The organism is Azospirillum tabaci (genome assembly GCF_014596085.1).
Classification (GTDB): Bacteria; Pseudomonadota; Alphaproteobacteria; order Azospirillales; family Azospirillaceae; genus Azospirillum; species Azospirillum tabaci.
The window spans coordinates 17,374-40,659 of sequence record NZ_JACCJY010000042.1; the positions used below are offsets into that span (position 1 = coordinate 17,374).

A 23,286-nucleotide genomic window follows, 5' to 3' on the forward strand; every position below is an offset into this window, starting at 1 on the left:
ATTCATCCGCAACCGACCAAGCCCCATCGACGGCGAAGACACGCCAAGGCAATCCAGTTTCGCGATTGGGCATCTGGAAGGTGGTAACAGAAACTAGTTTTGGGTTGGGGATGGTGGTGGGGGTGCTGCTCAAAGCTCAATCCTTCGGGAACCGCTATGATGATTCATAGCAGCCTGTTGATTGCGGCAACTCCACGCAATCTTTTAAGTGTAGCACGGAAGATGCCCGCCTGCCTACCTCCTTTTTTCAGCCGCTTTGGAGACGTGCGGAGCCACGTTGATCAATGACTCCGCACCGAGGTAAACGCCGCTGTCAGTATCGAGGGCTTGGCACAGGCGGCCCGTTTCGCAACGTTGGCAGCAACGGCTGAAATGCAGTCAACGGGAAGAAGTGCGAATCCTCATATTCCTGAATGATCTCTGGCGCGATCCAATCTGAGTTGAAGGGAAAGGTAACGATCCAACGAGCAATGTCAGCTTCGCTCTTTACCGAAATTGCCTTATTCCGCACAATGAGAGCGTAATCAATCTCACTCTCTTTAGCGATGAAACGAGCATCGCTTAGGTTCTTCTTCTTCACCGAAAAGCATCCATACTTTGTAGGATTTTTCTCTTTGACCTCGACATAGTACTGCCATCCGTTCCGCATTAGGAGCATGTCAGGCAGGATCAGCGGACCGTCTTGGTATCGTGCATGGGGGAACCGCCAGTGCTGATCTGAGGGCGTGGTGCCCAAGTCGATAACGGCGTGATGGGTGTCCAAAAAGTGCTTTTGAAGCGCGAGTTCAGCCGCGCGCCCCTTCTCAAAGTTCGCTTGATTCATTGTTTGTGGAACCAGTGTTCGACGGAAGGTCCGTCAAGCGCGGCTTACGACCGTGCTTTTCTCTCCGAGTTCGGAGGTAGGCTTTACGAAGTGCTGAATAATCAAAATGGACACCACTTCGGTGGAAAATCCAATTTGAGACGTCGCGGAGAGAATACCCACGCCGAATATAGCCAAATGCTTCATCCTGAACAGCCAACAACTCCTCGTCTGGTATCATCAAAGAGGAGTCGGTGGGGTGGGGTATGTAACCGAACTTAATACGGCCAGGATTGCGACGAACGTAAACATCATTTGTCATATTACTCTTACCTTGAACTCCCAAGTCTAGCTTGCTTGCCTCAACAAATATTCGCAAGCAATTGCCTCATAGTTATATGCAGACTCAAAGCCAAGGCCACACTTTATTTCCACAAACTGTGTGAAAAGGCGCCTCTTTACGTTCGGCATGTCCCAACCAAGGACCCGTGTTACCTTGCCAATAGGTGACCGGAATTTGCGCTTTTCCCAATGCCACACCTTCACAGAGCAAAAATATGTCGGTCAGGCATACCAAGAGTATGGAGGGGGGCATGGCCCACGCACCCCCCTCTGCCGAACCTCCGTTGTCTGCGCTTGGCGCTGGCTGACGGCACAGCCTCATGCGGACTTACGGCTACGGCTCGTGAGCGGTGCTTGTGCGGAAGACTTGCCGATGCGCACCAACAGCCGAAGGACAGGTTCGGCGCATGTCACAAGCGCGTCACAATAGCGTTGTGACAAGGGCTTGCTAGAGTGACCCAAGCGCGGTATGGTTTTCCCGTAACGGATTGATTCTTCGACGATATCAGGTGGTAACCGGATTGGCTTCTGGAACTTAGCGCTGCCCTCCGAAGGCAGAGGCCGATGGTTCGAATCCATTCGGGTCCGCCAGCGATTTCAAAGGCTTAGCCGCAATGCGGGCTAGGCCTTTTTCGTTTCTACCCTGCTCGCAGCCCCGTGTTTCTGTCGGAACGCACCGACTACGCCAGCTCTCGAATGGCCGGCGACAGGTCGCGAGCGCCTTTCATCGGCTCCGCGCCGGATCGTCCCCCCTTCGCTCCCCCCATCAAATACGCGGCCGTGACCCCCGTCACCCCTCCCCAGACCACGTGGGCGGTCAGCATCAAAGTGTTGCGGGCGCGTGGATGGTGCGTTGCGGGCGTCAGGATGCGCATCGCCGGAATCCAACCAAGATAGCTGGCGCCCCAGACCGCGAGGCCGTAGCCGATCCCCGTCACCGCCGCCGGCCCGCCGATTCTCCGCGCGACCGCCGGATAGAGCGCTCCGGCGGCAGCGCCGTAGCCGTAATGCAGGGCGAGCGTCAGGTCGCGGCGCTCCGGCTCCTCCATCGCGTCCATCAGACCGGTCGGACCGACGACCCGGTCCGTGATGAGGCGCGGCGGCAAGGGGTAACGGTCCTTCTCCGGCAGGGCGCGGAACATCGCGCGCATGGCCGCCGTCATGGCGACGGTGCCGGCCAGTCCGGCGATGGCTCCGGCGACAATGTGGTTCATGGGAGGTGGACCAAAGGTTGTTGTGTGGAGCCTCCCGTCAACAAGGCCCTGCCTTTCAAGGTTCCTGGCAAGGGTCCCGGGCATCCGCGGGGGCCGCCGCAGGGCGTCGGGGAAACCTCTTATGCTGCCAAGCGTTGACGGACCAGGGCTTGGCATAAGGCAAGGGGCAGCAGATGCGTCGCTTTCTGCGGGACAACGGGCTGTCGGTCGCCTTGTTCGGGCTGTTCCTCGTCTCGATCGTCGGGCAGGTGCTGGCCGGATGGCGGGCCTTGGCGGAAGAGCTTCGCCTCCACGCCCAGCCGCCCGTCGGCTTCCTCGACTATCTGACCACCGGCCATTTCCTGTCGGCGACCTTCGAGAACTGGGAGAGCGAGTTCCTCCAGATGTCGGTCTATGTGCTCCTGACCGCCGTCCTGGTCCAGAAGGGTTCCTCGGAATCCAAGAAGCCGGGAGAGGCGAATCCGGAGGACGAGGCGCCCGAGCGGCGGCGCGGCGACCCCGACGCGCCCTGGCCGGTGCACCGGGGCGGCCTGCTGCTGCGGCTCTACTCCCATTCGCTCAGCGTCGCGCTGGTGAGCCTGTTCGTGATGTCCTTCGCCCTGCATCTGGCGGGCAGCACCCGGCGCTCGAACGAAGAGGCGGCGTGGCATCACCAGCCCACCAAGACCATGGCCGAAACCCTCGCCGATCCGGAATTCTGGTACGAGAGCTTCCAGAACTGGCAGAGCGAGTTCCTGTCCATGGGGGTTCTGGTCGTGCTCGGCATCTACCTGCGCGAGCGCGGCTCCCCCGAATCCAAGCCGGTCGCCGCCCCGAACAGCGAAACCGGCGACTGAGAGTCCGGCCCTTCACGGCCGGCCTTCCGGCGGCGTCGGGCAGGCTCGACTCTCGGACCGCCTTCGGCCATGGTATCGCCCCGAAGGGAAGAGGCCGCATCATGTCCGACGAAAAGACCACCGACACGCTCCAAACCGCCACCGAAGCCCCCGCACCCGCCGGGGACGGCAGCGGCCTGTATCTGGTGGACGGGTCGGGCTTCATCTTCCGGGCCTTTCACGCCCTGCCGATGCTGAACCGTCCGGACGGCACGCCGGTGAACGCGGTGCTGGGCTTTTCCAACATGCTGCTGAAGCTGCTGGCCGACCTGAAGGCCTCCGCCGTGGCGGTGGTCTTCGATTCGAAGCGGCTGAACTTCCGCAACGAGTTCTATCCGGAATACAAGGCCCACCGCCCCGAGCCGCCGGAGGAGCTGAAGCCCCAGTTCGCCCTGATCCGCGAGGCGACGGAGGCCTTCTGCCTGCCCTGCCTGGAGCTGGAGGGCTACGAAGCCGACGACCTGATCGCCACCTACGCGCGGCTGGCCAACGAAGCCGGGCGCGAGGTGACCATCGTGTCGTCCGACAAGGACATGATGCAGCTCGTCCGCCCCGGCGTGCGGATGCTCGACCCGCTGAAGAACAAGACCATCGGTCCCGACGAGGTGTTCGAGAAGTTCGGCGTCGCCCCCGACCGGGTGGTGGACGTGCAGGCGCTGGCCGGCGACAGCGTGGACAACGTGCCGGGCGTGCCGGGCATCGGCGTGAAGACCGCCGCCCAGCTCATCACCGAATACGGCGACCTGGAATCGCTGCTGGCCCGCGCCGGGGAGATCAAGCAGCCGGCCCGCCGCCAGAAGCTGATCGACTTCGCGGAGCAGGCGCGGATCTCCCGCCGCCTCGTCCTGCTGGACGACCACGCCCCGGCGCCGAAGCCGCTGGAGGAGCTGCGCGTCCGCGAACCGGACCACCAGAAGCTGATCGACTTCCTGCGCGCCCAGGGCTTCCGCACCATCGTCAGCCGCGTCGAGGCGGAGATGCGCAAGGACGGCACCATCGCCGATGGCGCGGCCCCCTCCACCACGCCGTCCAGCGGCCCGGCCAGGACGGCCACCCCCTCCCCCGCCCCGGCGGCGGAGGCCGGCGCGCCGCGCAACCGCCCCGCCCCGCCCACCGACGTCGAGCAGCGCTACGCGCTGGTGCAGGACCTCGACGCCCTGGCCGTCTGGCTGGAGCGCGCCCGGACCACCGGCGTCCTGGCCGTGGACACCGAGACCAATTCGCTGACCCCCGCCACGGCGACGCTGGTCGGCATCTCGCTGGCGACGGAGCCGGGGCTGGCCTGCTACATCCCCCTGGCGCATCAGGCCCCCAACGCCGCGGCCAGCGGGGAGCTGTCCTTCGAGACGCCGGAAGCGCCGAAGCAGATCCCGGCGGAGGACGCGCTGAAGGCCCTGAAGGAGGTGCTGGAGGACCCGGCGATCCTGAAGATCGGGCACAATTTCAAGTTCGACCACCAGCTGTTCGCCCGCCACGGCGTGCGCGTGTCGCCGATCGACGACAGCATGCTGATCTCCTACGTGCTGGAGGGCGGCGCCCACGGCCACGGCATGGACGAGCTGGCGGAGCTGCATCTCGGCCACACGACCATCCCCTACAAGGAGGTCTGCGGCACCGGGAAGAGCCAGATCACCTTCGACCGCGTGCCGCTGGACAAGGCGCTGGCCTACGCCGCGGAGGACGCCGACATCACGCTGCGGCTGTGGCGGACGCTGAAGCCGCGGCTGGTCGACGAGCGGATGGTCACCGTCTACGAGACGCTGGAACGCCCGCTGGTCCCGGTGATCGCCGACATGGAATCCTGCGGCATCCGGGTGGACCGGGCCGCACTCGCCCGCCTCTCCCAGGACCTCGCCGTCCGCATGGCGGAGATCGAGAAGGAGGTCCACGAACACGCCGGGCGCAGCTTCAACATCGGCTCGCCCAAGCAGCTCGGCGAGATCCTGTTCGACGAGATGAAGCTCGGCACCGGCAAGAAGGGCAAGACCGGCGCCTACTCCACCGATTCCAGCGTGCTGGAGGAACTGGCGGAGCAGGGCCACGTCATCGCCCAGCGCGTGCTCGACTGGCGCCAGCTCGCCAAGCTGAAGAACACCTACACCGACGCGCTCCAGGCCCAGATCGTCGAGGGGACGGAGCGGGTGCACACCGCCTTCGCCATGGCGGCGACCAACACCGGCCGCCTGTCCTCGACCGACCCGAACCTGCAGAACATCCCGGTCCGCACCGAGGAGGGCCGCAAGATCCGCCGCGCCTTCGTCGCGGCACCGGGGCACCGGCTGATCTCCGTGGACTATTCGCAGATCGAGCTGCGGCTGGTCGCCGAGATGGCCGACATCGCCGCGCTGAAGCAGGCGTTCCAGGACGGCATCGACATTCACGCGGCCACCGCCAGCCAAGTCTTCGGCGTGCCGCTGGACCAGATGACCTCGGAGATCCGGCGCAAGGCCAAGGCGATCAACTTCGGCATCATCTACGGCATTTCCGGCTTCGGGTTGGGCCGTCAGCTCGGCATCGCGCCGGGCGAGGCCAACGCCTTCATCAAGGCCTATTTCGAGCGCTTCCACGAGTTGAAGGTGTGGATGGAGGCGACCAAGGCCTTCGCCCGCCAGAACGGCCACGTGGTGACTCTGTTCGGGCGGCGCTGTTACATCCCCGGCATCCACGACAAGAACGCCGCCCGCCGCGCCTTCGCGGAACGGCAGGCGATCAACGCGCCGATCCAGGGCACCGCCGCCGACATCATGAAGCGCGCGATGGCCCGCGTGCCCGGCGCCCTGAAGGAGGCCGGCTTCGACGACGTGCGCATGCTGCTGCAGGTGCACGACGAACTGCTGTTCGAGGCGCCGGAGGATCAGGCCGAACGCGCCGCCGCCCTGGTGCGCTCGGTCATGGAGGGCGCCGCCACGCTTGGCGTTCCGCTGGTGGCGGAGGCCGGCATCGGCGGCAACTGGGACGAGGCACACTGAGATGTCCAGCAAGGAAATCAGCGCCAAGGACCCCACCGACCCCGAATTCGAGGCGCTGATCCGCTACATCCAGGAAAGCCGCGGCCTTGATTTCCGCGGCTACAAGCGCACCAGCCTGCAACGGCGCATCCGCCGCCGGATGGAGGAGGCCGGCTGCGAGGATTTCGCCGCCTATCACGGCCTGCTGGAAGCCGACCCGCAGGAATTCATCCATCTTCTGAACACCGTGCTGATCAACGTGACCTCCTTTTTCCGCGACACCGAGTCGTGGGACGTGCTGAGGAAAGATGTCGTCCCGCAGATCCTGGCGCAGCGCTCCGACCGCGATCCCATCCGCATCTGGAGCGCCGGCTGCGCCTCGGGAGAGGAACCTTACTCCCTCGCCATGCTGCTCGCCGAGGCGCTGGGCAAGGACGCCTTCATCAACCGGGTGAAGATCTACGCCACCGATCTGGACGAGGCGGCGTTGAACACCGCCCGGCACGCCATCTACTCCCCGCGCGACGTGGAAAGCGTGCCGTCGCCGTTTCTGGAACGGTATTTCGAGCGCACCAACAACCACTACGTCTTCCAGCGCGAGCTGCGCAAATGCGTGATCTTCGGGCGGCACAATCTGGTGACCGACGCCCCGATCTCGCGCATCGACCTGCTGGTCTGCCGCAACCTGCTGATCTATCTGGAAAGCGAGACCCAGAACATCGTCCTGCCGCGGCTGCACTACGCGCTGACGAGCGACGGTGTGCTGTTCCTCGGCAAGGCGGAAACCCAGCTCGCCCGCTCCAAGATGTTCGAGCCGGTGAACCTGAAGAGCCGCATCTTCCGCAAGGTGCCGCAGGAATGGCGGCGCAGCCTGGGCGGCAGCCTGACCATCGCGCCGGAGCACAACAACCACCGGCAGAGCTTCCAGAGCCGGCTGATGGAAGGCATCGTGGACAGCAGCGCCACCGCCTATCTGTCGGTCAATGGCGACGGCATCCTCGTCTTTGCCAACGCCATGGCCCGGCGCCTTCTCGACGTGGGCGAGATCGACATCGGCCGCCCGTTCCAGGACCTGTCGATCTCCTACCGCCCGGCGGAGCTGCGCTCGCGCATCGAGGAGGTGCAGAAGACCGGGCGCGTGGTGCGCATCGAGCATCAGGAATTCGCCCGCCCGCCGGGCGAGCCGATGCGCCTGAGCATCGAAATCTCCCTGCTCTACGGACGTGACGGCAAGCCCTTCGCCACGCTGCTCGGCTTCACCGACACCAGCCGGCATTTCCAGGTGCAGCAGGAGCTGGAGGCGGCGCAGGAGAGCCTGGAGACGACGATCGAGGAGTTGCAAAGCTCCAACGAGGAGCTGGAGACGACCAACGAGGAACTCCAGTCCACCAACGAGGAGTTGGAAACCACCAACGAGGAACTCCAGTCCACCAACGAGGAGCTGGAGACCATGAACGAGGAGCTGCGCTCCGCGAACGAGGAGTTGGAGGTCGCCAACGAGGAGCTGCGCCGTCAGGGCGAGGAGTCCGGGGAGTTCCGCCGCTACTCGGAATCGATCCTGCGCAGCATGGACGTGGGCATCATCGTTCTGGACCAGGATTTGCGCGTGCGCTCCTGGAACCGCTGGGGCGAGAACATGTGGGGCCTGCGCGCCGAGGAGGTGCAGGACGAGGACTTCCTCGACCTCGACATCGGCCTGCCGGTGCAGCGGCTCCGCCTCGACCTGGAGAGGGTCCTGCACAGCGAGACGCCGCAGACGCCCGTCATGCTCGACGCCGTGGACCGGCGCGGCCGCGCGGTCACCTGCCGGGTCCGACTCTCCCCGCTGCTGTACGAGGCGCGGGAGGCCCGCGGCGTCGTCCTGATCATCGAGGACGTGACCGAACAGTCCCGCACCGAGGCTTTCGCCGGCTATCTCGGGCGGATCATCGGCGAATCCCTGAACGAGGTCTATTTCCTGGACCCGTCCAGCTTCCATTTCCTGCTGGTGAACCGCGGCGCCGAGATCAAGCTGGGCTACAAGCTGGATCATCTGAAGCGGCTGGCCGTCCACGACCTGATGCCCGAGGTGCCGGCGGAGCGGTTCCGGGCGCTTGTGGCACCCCTTCTCTCGGGCGACAAGCAGGAGGTGGTCTTCGAAACGGTGATGCAGGGCAGCCAGCGCAGCCCCCATCCGGTCGAGGTCTGCCTTCAGCATTTCGGCGGGGAACAGCCGCCGATCCTCGTCGCCATCGTGCACGACACCACCGAACGCCAGCGTCTCGGCGCAGAGGGCGGCGAAAAGGCGCAGGTGGAGTAAAGAGCGGTCAGAACCGGTCAGGCTCGCCGCCACTTCCGGGGGAAATGGATGGGCGCATCCACTCCTCCCCCAGGAAGCGCATCAGCACCTCCGCGCGCTCGCGCGCCTCGCGCCCGGCCTCGTCCCACCGCTTGGCGGACAGCGCCTGCCCCATGCCCTTCGCCGTCTCGGCAAGGCGCCGGCACAGGGCGGCGCGTTCGTTCAAGGCCCGCAACGCCACCTCGAACGCCTGTTCCACCATGTGGAACTGCGCCTCCTCCATGCTGTCGGCGCCGTAGCGATGGCCGATGTGGCAGGTGAAATAGGGCAGCGTGTCCACCTTGGTTTCCCGGAGCGCCCCTCCGCAATCCGGGCAGGTCAGGGCGGCAGGCGTTTCCAAATTGTACATACCTTCCATAGGCGCCTCCATGGATGCCGCGGTCCGTGTTGCAGCCGGAACGCGGTCCGTGACCAGCCGGGCGAGCAGCGTGCCCAGGGTCGCCGCCGGCCCGCAGTGATCGACGGCGACGTGGTCGAGCGCGCTGCGCGGCATGCCGGCATACTGCGCGTCCGCCGGATCCTGCACCACGGCGATGCCGCCCCGGCGCTTGATCTCGGCAAGGCCGGCCGTGCCGTCGTTCATCGCCCCTGACAGCACCACCCCGATGACCCCGGGGCCAAAGGCCTGGGCCGCGGACCGGAACAGCGGGTCGATGGCGGGCCGGGTGCTGTTTTCACGCGGCCCGCGCGACAGGCGCAGGCGCCGGGGCGGTTCCACCACCAGATGGCACCCCGGCGGCGCCACATAGATGCGACCGGCGCGGAGCGGCTCCCGATCAGTGGCATGGCTGGCCGGAAGCGGCCCGGCCCGGTCGAGGATCGATGGCGCCGCGCTGGGCCGGTCGCCGATGTGCAGGACGACGCACACCGCCGCCGACAGGCCGGCCGGCAGGTCCCGGACCAGGGTTTCCAACGCCTCCAACCCGCCCGCCGACGCGCCGATCACGATCAGGGGGCCATCCGTCATAGGGTCCCAGCCTCTGCCCGTTCGGGACCGGCTGGAGTTCGTCCCATCAGTCCTCTCCTTCGTCGGCCAGGCTGCCCGCCAATTCCTGCCCCTGTTTCGACAGCACCTCCCTCAGCATCGCCACGGTCCGCTCGGCCTCCTGCGCCGACCGGGTCCAGTTGGCCTCGACGGTGGGGTGCCCATGCTCGCGGGCCCGCTCGGCCAAGCGCCAGAACATGATGGCGCGGTCCTGATGGGTGCGCAGGGCGACCCAGATGGCCTGCTCGATCAACTCCCGATGGGACTCCGCCAGCGTCGCGGGGCCGTAGGCGTGGCCGACCTTGCAGCGGAAGCGCAGCATCGGGCCATCCTCGATCTCCACCAGATTGCCGCCGCAATCAGGGCAGCTCAGCGTGCTCGGCTTGCCCACGGAGGCGGTGAATTCCGGCACCAGTTCGAACTCGTTCTCCGGGACGCGCGCCTCCATCGCGATGTCGTCGGGAACCGGCACCGGGGGGCCGGACGGTTCGGCCAGCCGTCGGGCCAGCAGCGCCGACAGGTCGGACAGCGGAGCGCAGGCGTCCACGGGAACGTGCCGCATGGCGTTGCGCGGCATACCCGGCCATTCGGCATCCTCCGGGTCCTGGACCATCGCCAGACCGCCGCAGCGCTTCACGGCGCGCAGCCCGGCGGTCCCGTCGTCCAGCGTGCCGGTCAGGATCAGCCCAATCGCCCGCACGCCATAGGTGACCGCCACCGACCGGAACAGCGGGTCGATGGCCGGACGGCAGCGGTTCTCCCGCGCCCCACGGCGCACCAGCGCGCAGCCGTCCTTGACCAGCAGATGATGATCGGGCGGTGCGACGTGAATCCAGCCGTCCCGCACCGGCTCCCCATCTTCGGGATGGAAGGCGGGGAGCCAGCCGGCGCGCGACAGCAGGACCGGCAACACGCTGTGCGTGGCGCCGACATGCTGAGCGACGAAGACCGTGGCCGTCACATCATGCGGCATCGCCGCGAACAGCCTTCGCAGGGCGGCGATCCCACCGGCGGAAGATCCAATGGCCAGGATGTCTCGTTTACCCATGGGTCGAGAACATTAGTTTGTGCATGCGTTGTGATAACAGCGTGTCGACCAAGAAATTCCGGCTTTGGTTCTATACACTTTTCCACGCGCGCACTGCTGAGCGGTCTGTGCGATCATTCGTTCCTAGCAAGGGGGGAGCGTGGGGAAATCGGCATCCATCCGCGCGGGGGGCGTGACGCGCGATTCCGAGCGCGAATCGTTGCTGAAGCGCATCGCGGAGCTGGACCGGAGCCTGGAGCAGGCCCTGGTGACGGCGGAGGACGCGCAGGAGGAAGCGCGCCTTCTGGCGACCGACCGGATTGAAATGGAAGAGGAGTTGAGCGCGCAGCGGCAGGAGATTGCCGCGTTGCGCGAGCGCCTCACCCTATCGGAGTCCCGCCGGGCGGAACTGCTCAGCGCTCTGGCTGATTCTGACCAATGGCTGAGCGTCCTTCGTCGGGACGAGACCCATCTGTCGGAGGAACTCCAGACCTCCTACGAGGAGCTTCAGGTCCTCACCGAGGAGTTGGAGCATGCCAACGCCGAACTGGAACTGCGGGTCGAGGAACGCACGGCCCAGCTCACCGAGAGCGAGCGGCGGTTCCGCACCCTGTTCGAGGCGATGGACGAGGGATTCCTCCTCGCCGACGTCCTGTTCGACGGCGACCGGCCGGTGGATGTCCTGTATCTCGAGATGAACCCCGCGGCGCGACGCATGACCGGGGAGGATTTCGTCGGCCGGCGGCTGCGCGAGATCAGCCCGGCCTTCGAAGAGTACTGGTACGAGGTGTTCGGCCGAGCGGCGCGCGACGGGGAATCGACGCGGACGGAGCTGTATGCCGGGCCGCTGGAGAAATGGATCAGCTTCTATGTCTTCAAGGTCGGTGACCCCGAACAGCGCCGCATCGCTGTGATCTTCCGCGACGTGACCGAACGGAAGCAGACGCAGGAGCAGCTCAGGCACGCGAAGGAAACGGCGGAGGCGGCGAACCGGGCCAAGACCAAGTTCCTCGCCGCGGCCAGCCACGACCTGCGCCAGCCGATCCAGGCGGCGGCCCTCTACGCCCATGTCCTGCTCGGGTCGGTCGGCGCCGACCCGATCGCCCAGGAATCGCTTAGCCGGCTGAAGGCGTCCATCGACAGCCTGAACGGCATGCTCAGCGGCCTGCTCGACCTGTCCCGGCTTGAGGCCGGCGTCATCGAGGTGTCGGTCACCGACTTCTCGCCCGCGGCCCTGATGGCCCGTCTGGCCGAGGAGTTCCGCGGCGTGGCCGAGGCGTCGTCCATCGAGCTGCGCTGCCGGCCCAGCCGTCTGGCGGTGTCCACCGACTCCCATCTGCTGGAACGGCTGCTGCGCAACCTGCTGTCCAACGCCATCGCGCATGGCCGGCCCAAGGACACGGATGGCAGAGGGCGGGTGCTGGTTGGCTGCCGGCGCCGGGCGAACGGGGTGGAGTTCCAGGTGTGGGACAACGGGCCGGGCATCCCCGAGGACGCCCGCGAGGCCATCTTCGAGGAGTTCCGCCAGCTCAACAACGCGGAGCGCAACGCCACCCAGGGCTTCGGGCTGGGGTTGTCCATCGTGTCGCGGATCGCCCGTCTGCTGGGCTCGGAGGTGGCCCTGCGCTCGTGGGTCGGCTCGGGTTCGGTCTTCTCGGTGACGGTGCCTTACGCCCGCAAGCCCGAGGCCAGCACCGTCGCGTTGCCGCCCCTGGAAGTCAACCGGGAACCGCGGCTGAAGGGGCGTACGGTGCTGCTGGTGGAGGACGACGAGCAGGTCCGGCGCAGCATGACCATGATGCTGAAGCGCTGGGGCCTGCGCGTGGTCGCCGTGTCCTCGGCAGGGGAGCTGGCCGCGACGCTGCCCAGCCTGCGGCGGCGCCCCCATGTGGTGCTGACCGACTACCGCCTGCCGGGCGGCGACTCCGGACGCTCGGTGGTCGAGCTGGTGCGCCAGCGCTGGCCGGTGCCGGGCATCATCATCACCGGCGACACCGCCCCGGAACGGTTGCGCGAGGCCATGTCGCTCGGCTGCCGCCTGCTGCACAAGCCGGTGCTGCCCGCGGATCTGGCCGGGGCGCTGGGGGAGGTGCTGCCCTCCCGACGGCGGCGTGTTGCCCACACCGCACCGTCCACGCCATGAACCTCCTGCATGACAAAGGGGTCAACCTCTGAGCATCCGTGTCTCTGTGGTGAACCCACATGCCGGAAGCAGCGGTCGACCCTGCCACCCCCACTTCCCGTTTGCGCTTTGCGGCTCCACGTAGGATAAAGCGCCCCAATTCCCGAGATTTCCGACGGCGAGCACCCCCATGGGCTTCAATTGCGGCATCGTCGGCCTGCCGAACGTCGGCAAGTCGACCCTGTTCAACGCGCTGACCGCCACCCAGGCGGCCGAGGCGGCGAACTTCCCCTTCTGCACCAAGGAGCCGAACGTCGGCCGCGTCGGCGTGCCCGACCCGCGCCTGGACAAGCTGGCGGCCATCGCCAAGTCGCAGAAGATCATCCCGACCCAGCTCGAATTCGTGGACATCGCCGGGCTGATCCGCGGCGCCTCGAAGGGTGAAGGTCTGGGCAACCAGTTCCTCGCCAACATCCGCGAGGTGGACGCCATTGTCCACGTCCTGCGCTGCTTCGAGGACGACGACGTCACCCATGTGGAAGGCAACGTCGATCCCCTGCGCGACGCCGAGGTGGTCGAGACGGAGCTGATGCTCGCCGACATGGAGAGCCTGGAGCGCCAGCTCACCAGCCTCCAGAAGAAGGCCAAGGGCGGCGACAAGGACTCCAAGATCAAGGCCGATCTGATGGAGCGCGCGCTGAAGGTCCTCCAGGACGGCAAGCCGGCCCGTGTCGTCGAGGTCAGCGAGGAGGAGAAGCCGGTCTTCAAGCAGTTCATGCTGCTGACCGCCAAGCCCGTCCTCTATGTCTGCAACGTCGAGGAGGCCTCCGCGGCCACCGGCAACAGCCTGACCGCCAAGGTCGCCGAGAAGGCCAAGGCCGAGAACGCCGGCATGGTCGTCATCTCCGCCGCCATCGAGGCGGAGGTCGCCCAGCTCTCCGACGCCGCCGAGAAGCAGGAGTTCCTGGAATCCCTCGGGCTGGAGGAGACCGGCCTCAACAAGCTGATCCGCGCCGGCTTCCAGCTCCTCGACCTTATCACCTTCTTCACCGTCGGCCCGAAGGAGGCCCGCGCCTGGACCGTGCGCCGCGGCGCCAAGGCCCCGGAAGCGGCGGGCGTCATCCACACCGATTTCGAGCGCGGCTTCATCCGGGCCGAGACCATCGACTTCGACAGCTACGTTACGCTCGGTGGCGAGCAGGGCGCCAAGGACAACGGCAAGATGCGCCAGGAAGGCAAGGAATACGTCGTCAACGACGGCGACATCTTCCACTTCCGCTTCAACGTTTGATTGGACAACCGCGCGACCCTTCTCCTCTACGGGGGAGAAGGGTTAACGCCTCCCAATCTTATCACCGTCGAGAAATCCGTTAACTCTTTCGTAAAACTGGAAAAACCACTTAAATACCCCTGAGATATGGTTAACAAGCCTCGCTTCGGCTGTTAAGTCCCCTTGGATGGGAGACAACCGAGGGCTGGACCGGAGGGGGATATGGCGGTGAACCAGAACGCGACCATCGCGCCGGGTGCCATCGCGCCGGGTGCCGGCACCTTCTCCGACCGCGTGCGCGACGCCATCCGGCACGGCGAGCTGCGCCTTGCCTTCCAGCCGCAGGCCGACACCGAGAGCGGGCGGCTGACCGGGTTCGAGGCGCTGTCGCGCTGGCGCCTTGACGACGGGACGGTGATCCCGCCCGACGTCTTCATCCCCATGGCGGAAACCAGCGACGCCATCCACATCCTCGGCGAATGGACGGTGCGCCGCGCCTGCGAGACCGCCGCGGGCTGGATGCAGGAGGGTATCGCCGACGTGCCGGTGGCGGTGAACCTGTCGGCACGGCAGTTGGAGGATCCCGGCTTCGCCCGCACCGTTCTGGGCATCCTCGCCGAAACCGGCCTTCCCGCCGCCAACCTGAAGCTGGAACTGACCGAAACCGCTCTGTTCGAGCACAGCGAGTCCTCGCGCGAGGTGCTGACCCAGCTGCGCGGCGCCGGGGTGCGGCTGGTGCTGGACGATTTCGGGACGGGCTATTCCTCGCTGGCCCTGCTGCGCCGCGTGCCGGTCGAGGCGCTGAAGATCGACAAGCATTTCACCCAGGCGATGGTGCAGGACCGTGACTCCGCTGCCATCGTGCGCGCCATCATCGACCTCGCCCACGCGCTGGGGATGCAGGCGATTGCCGAGGGGGTGGAGACCAACGACGAGCTTCTCTACCTGCGCGCCTACCGCTGCGACCGCATCCAGGGCTATCTGCTGGCCAAGCCCCTGGACGCGGCGCAGGTGCCGGACTTCATCCGGCGGCTCGCCGCGACGCCGACAGGCGGATGACCCGCTCCGTCTCGTCCCATTCGGTCAGCTCCGCGGCCTCGTCGACGGTGGCCCAGCGCGCCTCCAGCGCGTCGTCGGCGCAGACCGCTTCGCCCTCCGGGCTCTCCGCCGCCACCTCGACGATGGTGTAGTGGTACTGGACGGCCCCGGTGTCGTCGAGCGTCATGGCGTCCACCACCGTGACCACCTCCGTCGGCACGACGTGCAGGCCGGTCTCCTCCAGCACCTCGCGCACCGCCGTCTCGAACACCGTCTCGCCCACCGACTGGGCGCCGCCGGGCAGGCTCCACTGCCCCATCCGCGGCGGGCGGCCCCGGCGGATCAGCAGCACCCGGTCGCCGCGCCACACCACGGCGCCCACCCCCACCCAGGGACGGTCGGGATATTCGCGGCCGGAACGGTCTGCGGGGGGTGTGGTGGACTCGGGCGTTGCAGACATGGCGGCTCCTCGTTGCGCTTGACCCGACGCTAACCCAGGCGGACAGTCGGAGACCAGTGGCCAAGAGGCCGACCGCCCCGCCACCCTGGACACCGAGCCCCGGACGCCGCCATGAAGCTCAACGAGATCCGCACCTTCGTCGCCGTGGCCGAGGCCCAGTCCGTGCAGGAGGCCGCGCACCGGCTGGGGCTGACCCAGTCCGCCGTCTCGCGCCTGATCCAGCGGCTGGAGGCGGAGCTTGGCGTGTCCCTGTTCGACCGCCAGACCAAGCCGCTGGCCCTGACCCGCGACGGCGAGATGGCGCTGGCCCACGCGCACCGGGTGCTGAAGGCGACGGACGAGCTGTCGGACGCCTTCGCCGGGGCCGCCCAGCCCCAGGGGCTGCTGCGGCTGGGGGTGGCCCATGTGCTGACCGCCATCGCCGCGCACCATCCGCTGGACCGGCTGCGCGCCGCCTTCCCCGGCTTGATCGTCCGCCTGCATTCGGACTGGAGCACGCCGCTGGTCGAGCAGGTGCGCAACGGCACGCTGGACGGCGCGCTGGTGCTGACCCACGACGCCCAGACGCCACCGGACGACTTGGACGCCGTCTGCATCTCGCGCGAGCCCGTGCGCGTCGTCGCGTCGGCCGAGCTGGCCGGGCAGCGGGACTGGACCCTGCCGGCGATGAACGCCGTGGGCTGGGTGCTTCAGCCCGACGGCTGCCAGTACCGGACCGCCATGGGCCGCGCGATGGCGCAGCACGGCTCGGCGCTGAACGTCACGGTGGAGGGGTTCGACCAGTCGCTTCTGCTGTCGCTGGTCGCTCGCGGCGTCGGATTCGGGTTGGCCCCGCTGCGGCTGATTGCCCCAACCCTGCACGCCGCGCAGGTGCGGCCGTTGGAAACCCCCGACTTCGCGCTGACCGTCGCGGTGTGGCTGCTGCGCGGCCGGTTCACCGGGCGCATCGGCCCCGTCTTCGACGTGCTGGAGGACAGTTTGCTGGACCTGCTGCCCCCGGCGGAAGAGGCGCCTTTGCCCCTGCCCTGCCATTCCGCGGCCGAATAACCTTCTTTCCCATTGTGAATTTGATGCACGTCCGGGCTGCGCTTATCGTGTGACCCTGATGAGACGCGGGCCAGCGTTGCCGCACCGGCCACAGCCCGCGCTGAGGGAGGATAACTTGGACACCAGCAACCGGGCGGGCGGGGCGCCTTCGGCCCGCTCCTGGCGGACGCCGGGATTCGTCATCGCCTGCGGCTGCCTGATCGCCATGCTGGCGTTCGGCCCGCGGTCCAGCATGGGCCTGTTCACCGCACCCCTGTCGGAGGCGCACGGCTGGGGCCGCGACGTCTTCGCCCTGTCGATCGCCATCCAAAATCTGGTCTGGGGCATCGGCACCCCCTTCGCCGGGGCGCTGTGCGACCGCTACGGCCCGGCGCTGGTGCTGGGGATCAGCGGAATTCTCTACGCGCTGGGCTTGGCGCTGATGCCCTACGCCGATACGCCGCTGATGCTGCATCTCAGCTCCGGCCTGCTGATCGGGCTGGGTCTGGCCGGGGCGTCCTTCGGCATCGTCATCGCCGGCTTCAGCCGCATCGTCCCGCCGGAGAAGCGGAGCTGGTCGATGGGCGTCGCCACCGCCGCCGGCTCGATGGGCCAGTTCCTGTTCGCCCCCACCGGCCAGGCCTTCATCGCCGCCTATGGCTGGCAGACGGCGCTGATCCTGTTCGGCGCCTCGATGCTGATGATCCCGGTGCTCGCCTCCTCCTTCGCCGGGGCGGGCGGGGCGAAGAGCGCGCAGACCGTCACCGGGGCCGACATCGGCTTCGTCGCGGCGATCCGGCAGGCCTTCAAGCACCGCAGCTACGTGCTGCTGGTCACCGGCTTCTTCGTCTGCGGCTTCCAGCTCGCCTTCATCACCACCCACCTGCCGCCCTACCTGACCGCCGCCGGGATCAGCCCCGGCCTCGCCTCCTGGGCGATGGCGCTGATCGGGCTGTTCAACGTGGTCGGCTCCTACATGTCGGGCGTGCTGGGCGGGAAGATGAGCAAGCGCCTGCTGCTCTGCGCCAACTACACGCTGCGCGGCCTCTGCACGGCGATTTTCATCCTGGTGCCGATCACCCCGCTCTCGGTGATCCTCTACGCCGCGGCGATGGGCCTGCTGTGGCTGTCCACGGTGCCACCGACCTCCGGGCTCGTGGCGCTGATGTTCGGCACGCGTTATCTCGGCATGCTCTACGGATTCGCCTTCCTCAGCCATCAGATCGGCGGCTTCCTCGGCGTGTGGCTGGGCGGCGTGCTGTACGAGCGCGTCGGCTCCTACGACGTGGTCTGGTGGGCCAGCGTGGCCCTGGCCCTGGCCGCCGCGGTGGTCAACTGGCCGATCGCCGAGAAGCCCGCCCCCGCCCTGGCGGCGGAAGCCAAGGCCTGAGGCCATGACGGACCCGGCGCCCTCCTCCTCTTCGAGCCCCGGCTTCGGCCACGGCTTCGCGCTGGCGCTCGGTGCGCTGGCGCTGGCCGTCTGGGCGGTGGTGACGGGTGTGGCGCTGACCCAGGCGGCGCTGAACGAGGAGGATGGCGGCACGGTGCTGGCCGTCTTCCCGCCGGGCACCCCGACCGCCGAGGCCTTCACCGCGGTGGTCCGCGCCGGAGGCCAGCCGGTCCGCCAGACCTGGATTCCCTTCGCCTGGGTCGCCCGCAGCGACGGCAGCGGCTTCGTCGGGCGCCTGAAGGAGGAGGGGGCGGTCACCGCCTACGGCGAACTGTCGGTCGGCCCGGCGCTGGGCGGCTGCGCGGTGGTCTCGCTGGACGACAAGCGCCCGGTCGGCTTCCAGTTCAAGTGACGTCACAAACCCGTCATCAAGCGGTAACGGGACCACAGTTCGGCTATTGACAACCCCCGCAAGGAGGAGCAGGCTATTCCTCAGAGCAACACTGGTTGAGGTGAAGACGCGGTGGAAACCGCATCAAGTTGGCCTAAAAGCCAGCTTCTCATCACAGCAAATGTTCCCGTAGCCAGGAGGGTGTGATTGTCATGAGTCCACCTGCGCTTACTTGAGGAAGCCGACCTGTTCGGCCACACATTTCTGAACATTGCCGTTGAGACGGCTCAACCATTGCGGATGTCCTGGCACAGCCGCTGAAACCCCCGCCCCCCGCGCGGGGGTTTCGCTTTTTTGTCATTCGCATTCTCAGCCACCTCATTTTCTCCGCCCCCGGCGCCGCGCGCTTTCTTCCTCACGAGGATCCAAAGAAAAACCCCTCCCCCGCGGGTGCGGGAGAGGGGCGAAGGCTTCGTGTCGCTTCGAACGGGTCCGCAGACCCGGCCATCAATACATGTGCTGGCCGCCGTTGATCGACAGGGTCGAGCCGGTGATGAAGCCGGCGTCGTCGCCAACCAGGAACAGCACGCCGCGGGCGATCTCCTCGGCCTTGCCGAGGCGGCCGACCGGGATGCGGGCGACGATCTTCTCCAGCACGTTGGGCGGCACCGCGCGCACCATGTCGGTGTCGATGTAGCCCGGCGCGATGGCGTTGACGGTGACGCCCTTGGCCGCGCCCTCCTGGGCCAGCGCCTTGGTGAAGCCGTGGATGCCCGACTTGGCGGCGGCGTAGTTCACCTGACCGTACTGGCCGGCCTGGCCGTTCACCGAGCCGATGTTGACGATGCGGCCGAAGCCGCGCTCGCGCATCCCGTCGATGACGTTGCGGCAGAGATTGAAGCAGGAGGTCAGGTTCGTCGCGATGACGTCGTTCCACTGCTGTGGGGTCATGCGGTGGATCACGCCGTCGCGGGTGATGCCCGCGTTGTTCACCACCACGTCCACCGGCCCGAGTTCGGCGGTGATCTTTGCGATGCCTTCCTTTACGGCGTCGAAGTCCGACACGTCGAACTTGTAGACCGCGATGCCCGTGCGGGCGGAGAATTCCTTCGCCTTTTCATCGTTGCCGGCATAGTTGGCGGCGACGACATAGCCGGCGTCCTTCAACGCGACGGAGATGGCTTCGCCGATACCGCGCGTTCCGCCCGTGACGACTGCAACTCGAGCCATTGGCTCCTCCCCCAAAGCTTGGTGTTGGATTCTTTATCGGCTTCTGTAGGCGCACATACGAAACGGGCCGCACCCCGGAGGGAACGGCCCGCTTTTCATCAGCCCCGCTCGACGGTGAGGGCGATGCCCATGCCGCCGCCGATGCACAAGGTGGCGAGGCCTTTCTTGGCATCGCGCTTCTGCATCTCATAGAGCAGGGTGGTCAGGACGCGGGCACCCGAAGCGCCGACCGGATGGCCGAGCGCGATGGCGCCGCCGTTGACGTTGACCTTGGAGGTGTCCCAGCCAAGGTCCTTGTTGACGGCCAGGGCCTGCGCGGCGAAGGCTTCGTTCGCCTCGATCAGGTCCAGGTCCTCGTGCTTCCAGCCAGCCTTCTCCAGCGCGAGGCGGGAAGCCGGGATCGGGCCGGTGCCCATGATCGCCGGATCGACGCCGGCGGTCGCCCAGGACACGATGCGGGCCAGCGGGGTGAGGCCGCGCTTGGCCGCGTTCTCGGCGGTCATCAGGACCAGCGCGGCGGCGCCGTCGTTGATGCCCGACGCGTTGCCGGCGGTCACCGTGCCGTCCTTGGAGAAGGCCGGGCGCAGCTTGCCCAGCGATTCCGCCGTGGTGCCGTGCTTCGGATACTCGTCGTCGGCGACGATGATGTCGCCCTTGCGGCCCTTGATGGTGACCGGGATGATCTCGTCCTTGAAGCGGCCCGACTTCTGGGCGGCCTCGGCCTTCTGCTGCGAGGCTGCGGCGAAGGCGTCCTGCTCGTCACGGGTCAGCTGCCACTTCTGGGCGACGTTCTCGGCCGTCGTGCCCATGTGATAGCCGTGGAAGGCGTCCCACAGGCCGTCCTTCAGCATGGTGTCGAGCATCTCGGCGGCGCCCATCTTCACGCCGTTGCGCAGATGCATGACGTGCGGGGCCTGGCTCATGCTCTCCTGGCCGCCGACGACCATGATCTCGGCGTCGCCGTTGCGGATCGCCTGATAGCCGAGCGCCACCGAGCGCAGGCCCGAGCCGCAGAGCTGGTTGATGCCGAAGGCGGTGGCGGAGGCCGGGATGCCGGCGTTGACGGCGGCCTGGCGGGCCGGGTTCTGGCCCTGACCGGCGGTCAGGATCTGGCCCAGGATGACCTCGGTCACCTCCGCGGCGTCGGTCTTGGCGCGGCTCAGCGCTTCGCGGATGGCGACCTCACCCAGGAAATGGGCCGGCACGGCGCTGAGCGCCCCGTTGAAGCTTCCGATGGGAGTACGCGCTGCGCTGGCGATCACAACCTCGGTCATGTTGACGCTCCTCAGATTTTGTCAGTTTTATTATCGTGTCAGGGTGCCGCACGGAGTGAGAAAAACCTTATGCGCGGATTTCCCGCAATGCAAGACACCTGACTGGCTGCGGTTATCCTGCCGCACTAAGCCATTCGGCCAGGGGACGCCAGACGCCTGTTTCGGCACCGGCGCTGACCACCATGCCAATATGACCGAGCGGTGGCCTGATCATTTGCGCGCTGCCGATTGATCTTGCCAAGGCCACCGCGGAGGCGGGCGGAACGATGCGGTCGCGCTCCGGGATCAGCGCAAGGACCGGCATGCGCAACCGCGCCGGCTCCACCGGCAGGCCGGCGACCAACCACTCGCCGCGCGCCGTGTCGTTGCGCCCGTACCAGCCCGCCAGCGTGTCGCGGGCCACCCCGGCGACCAGCGGCACCCCGTCGTTCAGCCAGTCCTCCAGCGACACGAAGGCGAGCGCGGCGCGGCTGTCCGGCTCCATGCGGGCGAACTGCGAGAATTTCTTGAGCGCCAGCAGCGGGTCGAGCTGGGCGAACAGCCCCTGCAGCACGTCCACCGGCAGTTCCCCCCAGGCGTCCAGCAGCGGGCCGAAGGGCTGGAAGAAGGAGGCGGCGCGGCGGGCCATGCCCGCGTCCTCCGCATGGAAGTCCCAGGGGGTGGCGAGCAGGCCGAGCGCGGCCACCTCCTTCGGGCGGCGCTGCGCCAGCGCGGTGGCGAGCAGCCCGCCCATGCAATAGCCGACCACCGGAACCGGACGGCCCACCGCCTCCACCACCGCGGCCAGCGCGCGCTCCAGCCGCCCGGCGATGTAGTCGGTCAGGCTGTAGCGCCGCTCCAGCGGGCCGGGCGTGCCCCAGTCGATCAGGAAGGGACGCAGCCCCTGCCCGGCCAGCCAGCGCATCAGGCTTTTGCGCGCCGACAGGTCGAGGATGTAATGCCGGTTCACCAGCGACGGCACGAACAGCACCGGCGCGCCCGTCGCCGGGCCGAGGGCGCCGTAGTCGAGCAGCCGGGACGTCCCTTCCGTCCACAGCACGGGAGGATCGGGCAGGTCGCGGCGGTAGGGGTGGTGGCGGTAGCGCTCGATCCCCGTCAAGGCGAGGGAGAGCTGGCGGCGGACCTCCCGGTCAACGGTCTGGGCGAACGCGTCCGCGTCGGTTGCGGCGATCCGCCGGCGCAGGTCCTCCGCCCGCTCCCGCAGATGAGGCTTCCATGGCAGCGAGCCGTTCCTCAAGTGCGGCAATGCGGCGGAGGAGCTGAGCAGTGTCGCCGCCACCGTCGCCAAATGCAGCGCCAGAGGCCGCGGTCCCAGCCTTTGGGTGGGATTGGGCGGCGGGGGCATCGTGGCGTTGTCCCCGGTCACGCGGCTCTCCCTCGGGCGGCGGCTGGGATGTCGCGGGCATCGGATTCCAGCCGGTGCCCGGCGGGCTGGTGTAGGCGAAGCCGCCCGGCCCCAGGACGAAGGGCGCCATCGCCGCGGCGCCCTGCGCCATCATCTGGAACAGACGGGCGGCGGCATCGGCCATCTCGGGATCGGCGGCGCAGGCCGCCCATTGTTCCTGCCACAGGTCGAGGTACCGTTGCGCGAGCGTTTCCAGGGACGGGGTGTCGGATTCGGACGATTCGGCCATGGCCGGGAGTATATGGGGGAGGCGGTGCGCTTGACCAGAGCCGCGAAGGACCGATCGAAAATGCCGCAAATCCCGAATTATCGGGGCGCCGTCCACCTGCGGTCGCAGCGCTGCGGCACAGCACTGGACAGGGTGCATTCCTTCGAGTAGTCCTTATATCTGGAACATTCCCGCCGCACGACCCTTCTTGAAAGAAACAGCGATGGCCGACAAGGAAGACCAGAAGTCCGCGACGATCACGATCAAGAAGTACGCCAACCGCCGGCTCTACAACACGGCGACCAGCAGCTACGTGACGCTCGACCATCTCTGTCAAATGGTCAAGGACGGGCTCGACTTTGTGGTCTATGACGCGAAGACCGGCGAGGACATTACCCGCTCCGTCCTGACGCAGATCATCGTGGAGGAGGAGAGCAAGGGCCAGAACCTGCTGCCGATCAGCTTCCTGCGCCAGCTCATCGGCTTCTACGGCGACAACATGCAGTGGATGGTGCCGCGCTACCTCGAATATTCGATGCAGTCCTTCTCGCGCAACCAGGAGCAGATGCGCGACTATTTCCAGAACACGCTGGGCGGCATGTTCCCCTTCGGCCGGCTGGAGGAGGTCGGCAAGCAGAACATGGCGATGTTCGAACGGGCCATGCGCATGTTCTCGCCGTTCGGCGGCGCCGAGGACGGGCAGCCCGGGGAACACCCCGCCGCCCCGCCCCGCCCTGTGCCCTCCAGCCCTTCCGCCACTCCGCCCAACGGCACGGCTGGGGCGGCCAGCCACACCTATGAAGAGCTGCAGAAGCAGATCGACGACCTGCAGAAGCAGATCGCCAGCATCGCCAAGCCGGCCCGCCCGGCGAAGCCCGAAGGGAAGTGAGCGGCAGCACCGTCAATCGCAGAGACGGCCATCGCATCGACAGCTTTGCGGC

Annotated in this window: 18 protein-coding genes and 1 tRNA gene; 11 read left to right on the top strand and 8 right to left on the bottom strand. The window is 67.1% G+C overall.

Annotated elements, in window-relative coordinates; translation table 11 throughout:
* Nucleotides 1–313: 313 nt before the first annotated feature.
* Nucleotides 314–823, bottom strand: a complete 510-nt coding sequence (locus H0B54_RS26820; RefSeq protein ID WP_188262866.1) for a hypothetical protein — start codon at nucleotides 821–823, stop codon at nucleotides 314–316.
* Nucleotides 824–1,662: 839 nt separating this feature from the next.
* On the opposite strand from H0B54_RS26820, the gene H0B54_RS26825 reads away from it, so the two are divergent.
* Nucleotides 1,663–1,735, top strand: a tRNA-Arg gene (locus tag H0B54_RS26825).
* Between the two features lie 89 nt (nucleotides 1,736–1,824).
* Here H0B54_RS26825 and H0B54_RS26830 read toward each other — a convergent pair.
* Complete coding sequence (locus tag H0B54_RS26830; RefSeq protein WP_188262867.1) at nucleotides 1,825–2,358, bottom strand: hypothetical protein; 534 nt, start codon at nucleotides 2,356–2,358, stop codon at nucleotides 1,825–1,827.
* 173 nt (nucleotides 2,359–2,531) lie between these two features.
* Here H0B54_RS26830 and H0B54_RS26835 point away from each other — a divergent pair, with 173 nt between their 5' ends.
* The 3 genes from H0B54_RS26835 (at nucleotide 2,532) to H0B54_RS26845 (ending at nucleotide 8,480) form a co-directional block, all read left to right on the top strand.
* Complete coding sequence (locus tag H0B54_RS26835) at nucleotides 2,532–3,194, top strand: DUF6766 family protein (protein ID WP_188262868.1); 663 nt, start codon at nucleotides 2,532–2,534, stop codon at nucleotides 3,192–3,194.
* Between the two features lie 101 nt (nucleotides 3,195–3,295).
* Nucleotides 3,296–6,202: a DNA polymerase I gene (gene polA / locus H0B54_RS26840; protein WP_188262869.1), complete on the top strand. Its 2,907-nt coding sequence runs from the start codon at nucleotides 3,296–3,298 to the stop codon at nucleotides 6,200–6,202.
* Between the two features lies 1 nt (nucleotide 6,203).
* A complete protein-coding gene (locus H0B54_RS26845; RefSeq protein ID WP_188262870.1) occupies nucleotides 6,204–8,480 on the top strand; it encodes a CheR family methyltransferase in 2,277 nt (758 codons plus the stop codon).
* Between the two features lie 7 nt (nucleotides 8,481–8,487).
* Here the strand turns inward: H0B54_RS26845 and H0B54_RS26850 are convergent, their stop codons facing one another.
* Together H0B54_RS26850 and H0B54_RS26855 are read right to left on the bottom strand one after the other, a co-directional pair.
* Nucleotides 8,488–9,486 carry a chemotaxis protein CheB gene (locus tag H0B54_RS26850; RefSeq protein ID WP_188262871.1) on the bottom strand — a complete coding sequence of 333 codons (999 nt, stop codon included), beginning with the start codon at nucleotides 9,484–9,486 and terminating at the stop codon, nucleotides 8,488–8,490.
* 46 nt (nucleotides 9,487–9,532) lie between these two features.
* Nucleotides 9,533–10,552 (bottom strand): chemotaxis protein CheB, encoded by a 1,020-nt coding sequence (locus H0B54_RS26855; RefSeq protein WP_188262872.1) that lies wholly within the window; start codon nucleotides 10,550–10,552, stop codon nucleotides 9,533–9,535.
* A gap of 172 nt (nucleotides 10,553–10,724) precedes the next feature.
* Here H0B54_RS26855 and H0B54_RS26860 point away from each other — a divergent pair, with 172 nt between their 5' ends.
* From H0B54_RS26860 to H0B54_RS26870, 3 genes are all read left to right on the top strand, one after another.
* Complete coding sequence (locus H0B54_RS26860; RefSeq protein WP_343069037.1) at nucleotides 10,725–12,674, top strand: ATP-binding response regulator; 1,950 nt, start codon at nucleotides 10,725–10,727, stop codon at nucleotides 12,672–12,674.
* A gap of 169 nt (nucleotides 12,675–12,843) precedes the next feature.
* Complete coding sequence (gene ychF, locus H0B54_RS26865) at nucleotides 12,844–13,944, top strand: redox-regulated ATPase YchF (protein WP_014199815.1); 1,101 nt, start codon at nucleotides 12,844–12,846, stop codon at nucleotides 13,942–13,944.
* 201 nt (nucleotides 13,945–14,145) lie between these two features.
* A complete protein-coding gene (locus H0B54_RS26870; RefSeq protein WP_188262874.1) occupies nucleotides 14,146–14,982 on the top strand; it encodes a putative bifunctional diguanylate cyclase/phosphodiesterase in 837 nt (278 codons plus the stop codon).
* Here H0B54_RS26870 and H0B54_RS26875 read toward each other — a convergent pair.
* The gene (locus tag H0B54_RS26875; protein WP_188262875.1) at nucleotides 14,945–15,421 is read right to left on the bottom strand and encodes an NUDIX hydrolase; all 477 of its coding nucleotides are present in this window, start codon (nucleotides 15,419–15,421) and stop codon (nucleotides 14,945–14,947) included. The genes H0B54_RS26870 and H0B54_RS26875 overlap by 38 nt on opposite strands.
* Before the next feature lie 111 nt (nucleotides 15,422–15,532).
* Here H0B54_RS26875 and H0B54_RS26880 point away from each other — a divergent pair, with 111 nt between their 5' ends.
* The 3 genes from H0B54_RS26880 to H0B54_RS26890 all read left to right on the top strand — a co-directional run bounded on the left by H0B54_RS26880 (nucleotide 15,533) and on the right by H0B54_RS26890 (nucleotide 18,249).
* On the top strand, nucleotides 15,533–16,468 hold the full coding sequence (locus tag H0B54_RS26880; protein WP_188262876.1) for a LysR family transcriptional regulator: 936 nt from the start codon (nucleotides 15,533–15,535) through the stop codon (nucleotides 16,466–16,468).
* Between the two features lie 115 nt (nucleotides 16,469–16,583).
* Nucleotides 16,584–17,837, top strand: coding sequence for an MFS transporter (locus tag H0B54_RS26885; protein ID WP_188262877.1), 1,254 nt, complete (start codon nucleotides 16,584–16,586; stop codon nucleotides 17,835–17,837).
* 4 nt (nucleotides 17,838–17,841) lie between these two features.
* Nucleotides 17,842–18,249 carry a hypothetical protein gene (locus tag H0B54_RS26890; protein ID WP_094307148.1) on the top strand — a complete coding sequence of 136 codons (408 nt, stop codon included), beginning with the start codon at nucleotides 17,842–17,844 and terminating at the stop codon, nucleotides 18,247–18,249.
* Between the two features lie 486 nt (nucleotides 18,250–18,735).
* Here the strand turns inward: H0B54_RS26890 and phbB are convergent, their stop codons facing one another.
* The 3 genes from phbB to H0B54_RS26905 form a co-directional block, all read right to left on the bottom strand.
* On the bottom strand, nucleotides 18,736–19,458 hold the full coding sequence (gene phbB, locus H0B54_RS26895) for an acetoacetyl-CoA reductase (protein ID WP_094307147.1): 723 nt from the start codon (nucleotides 19,456–19,458) through the stop codon (nucleotides 18,736–18,738).
* Nucleotides 19,459–19,556: 98 nt separating this feature from the next.
* Nucleotides 19,557–20,732 carry an acetyl-CoA C-acetyltransferase gene (locus tag H0B54_RS26900; protein WP_094307146.1) on the bottom strand — a complete coding sequence of 392 codons (1,176 nt, stop codon included), beginning with the start codon at nucleotides 20,730–20,732 and terminating at the stop codon, nucleotides 19,557–19,559.
* A gap of 112 nt (nucleotides 20,733–20,844) precedes the next feature.
* Nucleotides 20,845–22,098: an alpha/beta fold hydrolase gene (locus H0B54_RS26905; protein ID WP_188262878.1), complete on the bottom strand. Its 1,254-nt coding sequence runs from the start codon at nucleotides 22,096–22,098 to the stop codon at nucleotides 20,845–20,847.
* A gap of 470 nt (nucleotides 22,099–22,568) precedes the next feature.
* Here H0B54_RS26905 and phaR point away from each other — a divergent pair, with 470 nt between their 5' ends.
* The gene (gene phaR / locus H0B54_RS26910) at nucleotides 22,569–23,234 is read left to right on the top strand and encodes a polyhydroxyalkanoate synthesis repressor PhaR (protein WP_094307145.1); all 666 of its coding nucleotides are present in this window, start codon (nucleotides 22,569–22,571) and stop codon (nucleotides 23,232–23,234) included.
* Nucleotides 23,235–23,286: the final 52 nt, after the last annotated feature.